Genomic DNA, 7,104 nt, shown 5'->3' on the forward strand with positions numbered 1-7,104 from the left:
GGGGCCGGGCCGCGGCCACCGCCCGCGGCCCCGCGGGCGGTCAGCCGCTGTTCATCCCGGCGCCCACCTCGTCGATCGCGGCGTCGACGGCGTGCGCCAGGTCGACGTCCCGCGCGGTCACCGCACGGGCCTGCCGGGACCGGACGGTCACCACCGCGGTGGTCGGGTCCACCCGGCCGATCTGCGGCCCGCGTCCGGTCTCGTCCCGGAGCTGGTCCAGCCGGGCCAGCACCCGGTCCAGGTTGTCGGGGGGCAGGGCGACGGTACGCGACAGCGAGCTGGTGTCACCCGACCAGTAGGGCAGGTCGCCCAGCGCCGCGCGGACCTCGGCGTCGCCGAGCGTGGGGGTGCTGGTGGTGGCGCCCACCAGGCCACCGCCGGGCTCGGGCGGGGCCAGCAGGTCCCGCAGGCTCTCCGGCACGTGCAGCGACGCGACCAGCTCGCCGTCCTGGTCGCCCAGCGCGGCCAGGGTCGCCTCCGCCTGGTAGCGCGCCTGCTCCGGGGTGTTGCCGCTGATCCGGCCCACCTCGGCCAGGAAGCCGGACAGGTCCTGGGGCCGCCGGATGCCGTCGACCGGAACGACGTCGTGCAGCTTCGGCGGCACCGCCGTGAGCAGCCGCTGCCGTTCCGCCTCGTCCAACACCTGGGCCAGGACCAGCACGGTCGCCTCCGCACCGACCTTCGCGGTACGGAAGTCCGCGCCGGTGCGGCGGGCGATGTCCTCGACCAGCCGGCTGTAGCCGATGGTGGCCTCCGCCGGCGTACCCGTGCCCGGTTCCGGGCGGGGTCGGGGGTTCTCCGGGATGCCCGCCGGCGGCGGCGCCGGGCCGCCCCGGGTGGTGTCCGGCTTGTGCCGGCTGCCGGCCGCCGGCGGGCCGGCCCGCTTGCCCCGGTCCAGCTTGGTGAGCTGCTTCGTGGCGCTCAGGCTGGCGCCGGTGTCGCTGGCCCGCATCCCGCGCTCGCGGGCCTGCCGGGCCAGGGCCCGGCGGCGTTGGTTGTCGCCCTCCATCTGCTTGCGCATGGTGACACCTCGCTTTCGCTGGTGTTCCCTCGCTTCCGTCGGGCCGCCTTCCCGCCGTCACCGGGACCGAAACGGACGCCCCCGGTCGGGCCGCGCCCGCCCGGACCGGCGCTGGCAGCTTCATCCGGCCGGGGTGAGGGATGCTCACCCGGGCGCCGCCGACGATCGGGGCGGACCGGGAAACTTCCGAGGTACGCGGAAGGGAAGGTCGTCATGAAGAGGATCGTCGAGATCGTGCCCGCCCGTCCCGGCTGGTACGCCCGCTGGCGGCTCTCGCCCGAGGACACCCGCTGCTACCCGGTGAGCCTCTGGGCGTTGCTGGAGGAGGCCGACGGCACCGGACGCGAGGTGGTCGGGGTGGACTGCATCGGGCAGTGGCCCGGAGCGGACGACAACGAGGCGGGTGGGGAGTTCGTCCGCTACCTCTTCCAGACGCCCGACTCCGGTCCACCGGACGACGCGGAACCACCCGCGGCGCCCCGCCGTGGCACGACCGGGCCACGATTGCAGCCGGTCGCCACGCCCTGAGCCATCCTCCGGCCCCCGACCCCTGGTCCCAGGGTCGGGGGCCATCCCCCCGCTCGTGCGTCGGGTCGGCCCGACGGGTGGTCGAGCCGATCGCGATCCGGGACGATCACGGCGACCGGCGTGGGTGAGCCCTCAACCGGCGGCGCGGATTCCGCGCTCGGCCGGGCGCTCCACCCCGAGCAGTTCGGTGAGGCCGGTGCGGTCCAGCAGCGAGGCCAGCTGCGGGCCGACCCCGGTGAGCCGGACGATGTCGCTGCGGTGCACCACCACGAGGGCACTGAGCCCGGAGGAGTCGCAGAGCGCCACGCCGGTCAGGTCGATCTCAAGGTCCTGGCAACCGTCGCGGCGCACCTCGGCCGCTGCGGCGATCAGCTCCGGGGCGGTGTCGAAGTCGAGCTCGCCGGCCAGCCGCAGCCGGACCCGGCCGGGGTCGAGCCGGTCCACCTCGATGGTCAACAACTGAGCGGCCATCCTCCCATGTTCCCAGCCGCCGGCCAGGCGGCAACCCGGGGGCCCGCGGGCCCCCCGGCGTCGCGTGGGGTGGCGTTACCGGCGGGTCGGCGTAGGGTGGGGTGCGCGGATCCGACCAGCCCAGCCGGGGGCGGCGTAACGCGGTGTCGACGGGGAGAGTGGGGCTCAGCTGGTGACTGCTACCGACGTCAGGGACTGGGACCCGGGCGACGGTCGGATCTCCACGCCGGGCTCCGCCCGGGCGCCGGGGCGCCCGGCCGGGCCCGCGCTGCCCGCCCTTTCGCGCGACCGCGCGCCGAGCCCGGTCGACTGGTCCGAGGTCGTCGAGCACTTCCGTGAAGGGCTGGTCGTCTGTGACGCCCGGGGCGTCGTCCGGCACCTCAGCCCGGTGGCCGAGCGCCTGCTGCCCGAGGTGGTCGCGGACGAACCGCTGGCCACGGCGGGCCTGCCGGAGCTCACCGCGGGTGCCGAGTTCAGCCACCACGGCCGCCGGTTGCGGACCCGGCTGGTGCCGCTCTCCGGTGGCCGCTGCTGCTGGTACGTCGAGGACGTCACCGAGAGCGTGACCCGCGCCGACGCGCTGCTCGCCGAGCGGGCCCGCTCGGCCTTCCTCGCAGTGGTGGGCGGGAAGCTCGGCAACCCGCTGCATCCCGACCGGGCCGCCGCGGCGGTGGTCCGGCTCGCCGTGCCCACCCTCGCCGAGGTGGCGGTGCTGGTGCTCGCGCCTCGCTCCGGCCGGGCCCGCTGGTGGCGGGCGACCCGGGCCGACGACGAGGGGCACGCCGTCGACAGCGGCGTGCTCGCCGCCGTGGACCTGCCGGCGGCGATCGCCGAGGGGCTGGACGGTGGCGAGCCGCACGCCGTCGACTGGCTGGTCGAGCAGGCCGTCGAGGCCGGCTGGCTGCCGGGCCTGGCCGCCGCCGACGTCACCGCCCGGGTGGTGCCGCTGCCCGGCCGGGACGCGCCGGCCGGCGTGCTGCTGGTCGCCCGCCCGGCCACCCGGTGGTACGAGCCGGACGACGTCGAGCTGGTGCGCGCCTTCGCGGCCCGGGCCGGGGCGGCGCTGACCACCGCGTTGCTCTACCGCGACCAGGCCGAGGTCGCCGACACCCTGCAGGCCAGCCTGCTGCCGGTGGAGCCGGCCGAGGCGGCCGGCGTGCAGTGGGGCACCGCCTACCGGCCGGCCCAGGCCGGGCTGCGCATCGGTGGCGACTTCTACGGCTCGCACCGGCTGGCCGACGGCGGCTCGGTCTTCTTCCTCGGCGACGTCTCCGGCAAGGGGGTCGAGGCGGCGGTCTTCACTGGCCAGCTGCGCCAGTGTCTGCAGGCGCTGCACCGGGTGGAGTCGCAGCCGGCCCGGCTGCTGAAGCTGCTCAACGACGCGCTGCTGGAGACCACCCAGGCGCACGGCCAGGGCCGGTTCGCCACCATCGTGCTCGGCGCGGTGCGCCCGCACCGCGACGGCGGCCTGACCCTGACCATGGCCGGCGGCGGGCACCTGCCGCCGCTGGTGCTGCGCGGCGGGGGCACGGTCGAGCCGGTGCCGCTGTCCGGGATGCTGATCGGGGTGGTGCCCGACCCGCGCATCGGCGAGGTCACCGTCCGGCTGGCCCCCGGGGAGACCTGTCTGCTCTACAGCGACGGCGTGACCGAGGCCCGCGGCGGGCGGCGCGGCGACGAGCAGTTCGGCACCGACCGGCTGGTCACCGCGCTCACCGGGTGCCACCGGATGCCCGCGCCGGCGCTCGCCGAGCGGGTCGAGCAGATCACCTGTGACTGGCTCGCCCACGGTGACCACGACGACATCGCCGTGCTCGTCCTGCGCGCCGCCGGTCCGGGCGCGCGGCCGGCCCGGCACCTGCACGCCGTACCCGAGACGAGGGAGATCCGCCCGTGACCGCCGCGACCACCGAGGCCGATCCGGCGGCCGCCTTCCCGGCCTACCTGCACTGCCTGCAGGAGGCCGACGAGTACGCGGCGGTCGACGTGGCCCGGGGCCTGCTCGACGCGGGGGTGCCGGCCGAGCGGGTGCTGCTCGACCTGGTCGCCCCCGCGCAGGCCGAGGTGGGGGAGCGCTGGGCGCGCAACGAGTGGAGCGTGGCGCAGGAGCACGCCGCCACGCACATCAGCGAGCGGGTGGTGGCCGCGATCGCCGCGTACGCCGACCCTCGCCCGACCCGGGGCCGGGTGGTGGTGGCGTGCATGGACGGCGAATGGCACGCCCTGCCGCCCCGGCTGGTCGCCGAGGTGCTGCGGCTGCGCGGCTGGCAGGTCACCTTCCTGGGGGCAAGCGTGCCGGCCGCGCACCTGGTGTCGTACCTGCACCGGCACGACGCGCACGCGGTCGCCCTGGCCTGCGCGCTGCCGATGCGGCTGCCGCACGCCCACCGCATGATCGAGGCGTGCCGCCGCTCGGACGTGCCGATCGTGGTGGGCGGGCGCGGGTTCGGCGCCGATGGGCGGTGGGCCCGCCGGCTCGGTGTGGCGTGGGCGCCGGACGCGCCCTCGGCCGCCGACCTGGTCGCCGACGAGCGGTCGTTGCGTCGTACGCCCCCGGCGCAGCTGTCCCACCTGGCCGACGACGAGTACGCCGGCCTGGTCCGCCGGCGCGGCGAGCTGATCGACGGCGCCCTGGCCGACCTGCGGGAGCGGATGCCGGCCAGCCGCGCCTACACCCCTGCCCAACTGGACTCGACGGTCAGCGACCTCGGGTACATCCTGGACTTCCTGGCCGCCGCGCTCTACCTGGACGACGCCACCCTGTTCACCGACTTCGTCGTCTGGATGGCCGACATCCTCACCAGCCGGGGCGTGCCGGCCGCGGCGCTGCCGACGACCCTCGGGCACTACGCCGGGGTGTTGCGGGATCACCCCCGCGCGGCGCGCTTCCTCACCGCGGCCCGGGCGTCGGTGACCCCGGCGGGCGGGGCGGGCGCCGCCTGACCGCGACCCGGTTGGCGCCGACCGACGCGGATCACGACGGGCGTCGGCGACCACCCTATACTTGCCCTACTGCAAGCGCCTGCCTGCGGTGGAGCGAGGGAGATCCCGGTGACGTTCACCGTCAGGCACACCGAGGAGGACGGCGAGGCCCGGCTGTGGCTCGCCGGAGAACTCGACCTGAGCACCGCGGGGGAGTTGGTCGCCGTGCTTGACCGGCTCGCCGAGGCCGGGACGCACCGGCTGCTGGTCGACCTGAGCGGGTTGACCTTCTGCGACTCGACCGGCATCGCCGCGTTCGTCCGGGGCGACAACCGGGCCGCCGCGGCCGGTGGTTGGCTGCGGCTCACCGGGGCCACCGGTCGGGTCGCCCGGTTGCTCCAGTTGACCGGCCTCGGCGACATCCTCGGTGACGATTCCGACATGACCGACCCGGCGTCCCAGACCGCGTCGTGATGGGCTAGATTTCCCCGCCAGCCGCGGTGACCGTCAGGTCCCGTCCCCGCCGACGCCAGAGGCAGGTAGTGATGCCTTCAGACACCCCGAGTCCGGTTCGCATCCTGGTGGTGGACGACGACCCGGGCGACGTCCTCATGATCGAGGAGGCGCTCGCGGACTCCGACGTCGACAAGGTCATCGACGTGGTGGGCGACGGCCAGGAGGCGATGGAGTTCCTGCGCCGCGAGGGGCGGCACACCGACGCCCGGCGGCCCGACGTCATCCTGCTCGACCTCAACATGCCGCGGATGGACGGGCGGCAGGTGCTGGGCGAGGTCAAGCGGGACGCGGATCTGCGGACCATCCCGATCGTCGTGCTGACCACCTCGAACGCGGACACCGACATCGTCAGCAGCTACACCCTGCAGGCCAACGCGTACGTCACCAAGCCGATCGACCTGGACGACTTCAACGACGTGGTGCGCCGGATCGACGAGTTCTTCGGCCGGGTCGTGGTGCTGCCCAAGCGCCCCTGAGGCGCTCGCCTGTCCAGTTCGCCGCCCGGGCGGACGTATGGTCCGCGCCGCCGGCCCGGCCGGCAACACCGGCAGCGGCCGCCGCTCGGATGCTGAACATTTTTCCCGAACCCGCTCGGGCGTCGCCGCCAGCGCCGAGGATCAGGTGGGGAAGAAATACCAGCTGCCTGGGGGGCGACAGGATGAGGTTCTCCGTCGTGGACATCGGCTACGACCAGCGGCAGGTGGATTCCTGCCTGGACGAGCTGGGGATCCGGTTGACCCGGTTGGCGGCGCGGGCGGAGAGCGCCGGAGGCACCGGCCGGGAGTGGGACCTGATCCGGCAGGAGGCGACCGGACTCTGCGGGCTGCTGCGACGGCTGGAGGCCGGCGGCCCGGGCACCGGCCGGGGCGGAGCCGCCGAGCTGGAGCGGGAGGCGGCCGAGCTGCTCGCCCGGGCGCGCTTCGAGCTGGACGCCGCCCGCGAGGAGGCCCGGCAACTGCGCGAGCAGGCGTACGACGACGCGCTGCGCGCCCGGCGGGAGTTCGAGGCGGCGTTGCTGGACCGCCGACGCCGGGAGGCCCGGGTCGACGAGATCCTCGGTGGCCTGCGGACCGAGCCGGTCCCGGAGGACACGCCGACCGCGGCCGCGGCGGTCACCAGCTCCGGCGTGCCGGCCCACGGCCGGCGGTGACCCGGGAGCGGCCGGGCCAACCACCGGACGCGGCGTGCCGGCGTGCCGGTGCGACTCAGACGAGCGCCGCCACCACTGTCGTGGCCCGCCCCTCGTGCTGGGCGTACGCGTCGGGGAACGCGGAGATCTGCACGGCCTGGGCGGCCGCGGTGACGCTCATCTCCTGCCAGCCGGGGATCTCGCGCAGCGCCTCGTAGAACGCCCGGGCCGCGTAGGCCGGCCGCATCAGGTCCTTCACGGTGCCCCAGCCGCTGCTGGGGCGCTGCTGGAACAGGCCGACGGAGTCGTGGTCCCAGCCGATGGCCTGGTGCGGGTAGTTCTGCGACTCGGGCAGCACGCCGCTGGCGTAGTTGTAGAGGTTGCTCTCCTGCATCGCGGTGGCGATCGCGACCACCAGCCCGCGGCGGGGGATCTTCATGTCCACGCCGACATCCACGATGATCTTGGCGTTGTCCATCTGCGCCTGGGTCAGTCCGGCGACCGGACGGGGGCGGCG

General features: G+C 75.4%; 8 protein-coding genes and 1 pseudogene. 6 read left to right on the plus strand and 3 right to left on the minus strand.

Going from position 1 to position 7,104, the window contains the following annotated elements; translation table 11 throughout:
* Positions 1–40: 40 nt before the first annotated feature.
* The gene (locus tag DLJ47_RS33685) at positions 41–1,021 is read right to left on the minus strand and encodes a DUF2267 domain-containing protein (protein WP_109906206.1); all 981 of its coding nucleotides are present in this window, start codon (positions 1,019–1,021) and stop codon (positions 41–43) included.
* A gap of 213 nt (positions 1,022–1,234) precedes the next feature.
* On the opposite strand from DLJ47_RS33685, the gene DLJ47_RS33690 reads away from it, so the two are divergent.
* Complete coding sequence (locus DLJ47_RS33690) at positions 1,235–1,549, plus strand: hypothetical protein (RefSeq protein ID WP_088993642.1); 315 nt, start codon at positions 1,235–1,237, stop codon at positions 1,547–1,549.
* A 132-nt stretch (positions 1,550–1,681) separates the two neighbouring features.
* On the opposite strand, the gene DLJ47_RS33695 is transcribed toward DLJ47_RS33690, so the two are convergent.
* Positions 1,682–2,020 (minus strand): STAS domain-containing protein, encoded by a 339-nt coding sequence (locus tag DLJ47_RS33695; protein ID WP_109906208.1) that lies wholly within the window; start codon positions 2,018–2,020, stop codon positions 1,682–1,684.
* A 172-nt stretch (positions 2,021–2,192) separates the two neighbouring features.
* Here DLJ47_RS33695 and DLJ47_RS33700 point away from each other — a divergent pair, with 172 nt between their 5' ends.
* The 5 genes from DLJ47_RS33700 (at position 2,193) to DLJ47_RS33720 (ending at position 6,608) form a co-directional block, all read left to right on the plus strand.
* Positions 2,193–3,917, plus strand: a complete 1,725-nt coding sequence (locus tag DLJ47_RS33700) for a PP2C family protein-serine/threonine phosphatase (RefSeq protein WP_109906210.1) — start codon at positions 2,193–2,195, stop codon at positions 3,915–3,917.
* Positions 3,914–4,963, plus strand: coding sequence for a cobalamin B12-binding domain-containing protein (locus tag DLJ47_RS33705; RefSeq protein ID WP_109906212.1), 1,050 nt, complete (start codon positions 3,914–3,916; stop codon positions 4,961–4,963). The genes DLJ47_RS33700 and DLJ47_RS33705 overlap by 4 nt, the downstream gene beginning before the upstream one ends.
* 108 nt (positions 4,964–5,071) lie before the next feature.
* On the plus strand, positions 5,072–5,416 hold the full coding sequence (locus DLJ47_RS33710) for an STAS domain-containing protein (RefSeq protein WP_109906214.1): 345 nt from the start codon (positions 5,072–5,074) through the stop codon (positions 5,414–5,416).
* A gap of 71 nt (positions 5,417–5,487) precedes the next feature.
* A complete protein-coding gene (locus DLJ47_RS33715; protein WP_088993647.1) occupies positions 5,488–5,934 on the plus strand; it encodes a response regulator in 447 nt (148 codons plus the stop codon).
* Between the two features lie 182 nt (positions 5,935–6,116).
* Positions 6,117–6,608 (plus strand): ATPase, encoded by a 492-nt coding sequence (locus DLJ47_RS33720; RefSeq protein ID WP_109906216.1) that lies wholly within the window; start codon positions 6,117–6,119, stop codon positions 6,606–6,608.
* 55 nt (positions 6,609–6,663) lie between these two features.
* On the opposite strand, the pseudogene DLJ47_RS33725 reads toward DLJ47_RS33720, so the two are convergent.
* Positions 6,664–7,104 (minus strand): annotated as a pseudogene (locus DLJ47_RS33725) (hypothetical protein); the annotation flags it as partial.

The organism is Micromonospora sp. S4605, assembly GCF_003176715.1.
Lineage (GTDB): Bacteria > Actinomycetota > Actinomycetes > Mycobacteriales > Micromonosporaceae > Micromonospora > Micromonospora echinaurantiaca.